Origin of the sequence: Acetivibrio ethanolgignens (genome assembly GCF_001461035.1) — a bacterium.
Lineage (GTDB): Bacteria > Bacillota > Clostridia > Lachnospirales > Lachnospiraceae > Velocimicrobium > Velocimicrobium ethanolgignens.
Window position 1 is genome coordinate 7,905 of the sequence record NZ_LNAM01000220.1, and the last position, 1,501, is coordinate 9,405.

The 1,501-nt window shown below is 34.0% G+C and carries 1 protein-coding gene; it reads right to left on the reverse strand.

From position 1 onward, the window contains the following. Positions 1–385: 385 nt before the first annotated feature. A partial coding sequence (locus ASU35_RS19800) for a DNA adenine methylase (protein WP_207644148.1) occupies positions 386–1,501 on the reverse strand: 1,116 nt, incomplete at its 5' end.

Consider the following 1,501-nt stretch of genomic DNA (forward strand, 5'->3'; position numbering starts at 1 on the left):
CTGCCTCATGGTGTTTTGTTGCTCTGTTGACACTCGTACATATCCAATATTCATTGTTTCCACTCCATTTCTATTTTTATTGAAATGAAACAATGTATATCATTTTTCTGTTTCTTTAGAGTATACCCTATCCATACAAAACACTATTTCTCAAAAGTGTTCCAATAAAACACAAAAGGATATAAAGAAACATATTTTAATACATGTTTCATTTATATCCTATATATTTTGATGCACTTATACACGCACTTACTAATAAAACCGATATGCCCTAGCACATAAACAAGTTTTACATGGTGTTTAATTGTGGTAACTTTGGTAACTTGGTAACACCTTCAAAATGATGTGTTCTTTGATAATAAGTATACCAAATTCATCTAATATGTCAATAATTGTACCAAAGCACCTCTGTCCTTTTATTGTCTTTTTTACTTCCCACGCTTGTATGCGTATCGTAGTAATACTTTTTCCATCCCTTATCTTCACTCAATATTGACAGATAAGGTTCAACTTCATAATTGGACAATATGATTTTTGCCTTTGCATTCTGTATGATATCTGCCAGCCGCTTATGTTCTTCATATCCAAAAGAACGACTATAAATACCACTTCCTAAATCCTTATTTGCATCCTCGGGCTTTAAATAACTCGGATCAAGATACATCATAACATTTTCATACTGACAGTAATTTTCTATAAGATTGAGGGCATCCACCTGTGTCACTACCACACCCTCAAACCGCTGTGCAATATCCTTTAAGTTCTGCAAATACGAATAGTACTTATCTGTTGAACGGTTCTTCGCCGAACTGTAATCTAACCCCATACCATCCCTTGACAGATAATAGGTTATAAATGTTGCAACCGCCATCTGAACAGGGTCTTTGTCCTGTTCCTCACCATTTGATACTCGTGTATCGGATGTATATTCAGCAATTTTACTTAATGCACGCTCATGGCAAAATTTATGCTGAAATTTTTGTTTATTACGAATTTTACTGTCAGCATTTTGCTTTTTCCACTCTATTTCAAAAATTGATTTTGCATTGTCATATTCTTCTTGGTATTCCTCTTTGACGATATCCCAATATTGATGATAAAGCAGAATAAAATCATGGAATATCTGCATATCTTGAATATCCTTAATCACATTGGTACTTATTATCTGACTGGCAGTATCCACAATTCTTTGATATTCCTTATTACTGACTGCTTTATGCAATATCTTCAATTCCTGTGACTGATACTTTTTCCAACACTTCCAAACAAATTTTTGAAACTGTTGCTGTAAGTTGTCCGTAAGTTCCTGTTCATGCTCCTGCTTGTAGCTTTTCATTTGATAAAAAAGTTCTTCGTTTGGTGTCAGTTCTATCAATGTATCAAAAACAGCTTGGGACAACTCCCTATTTCCTAATGTTTCAAAAAATGTAGTCAATCCATACCCAAAATCATTATAAATTTCCTGTGCGTGTCTTGGCTTATTTAACAGTACACGGCAAGC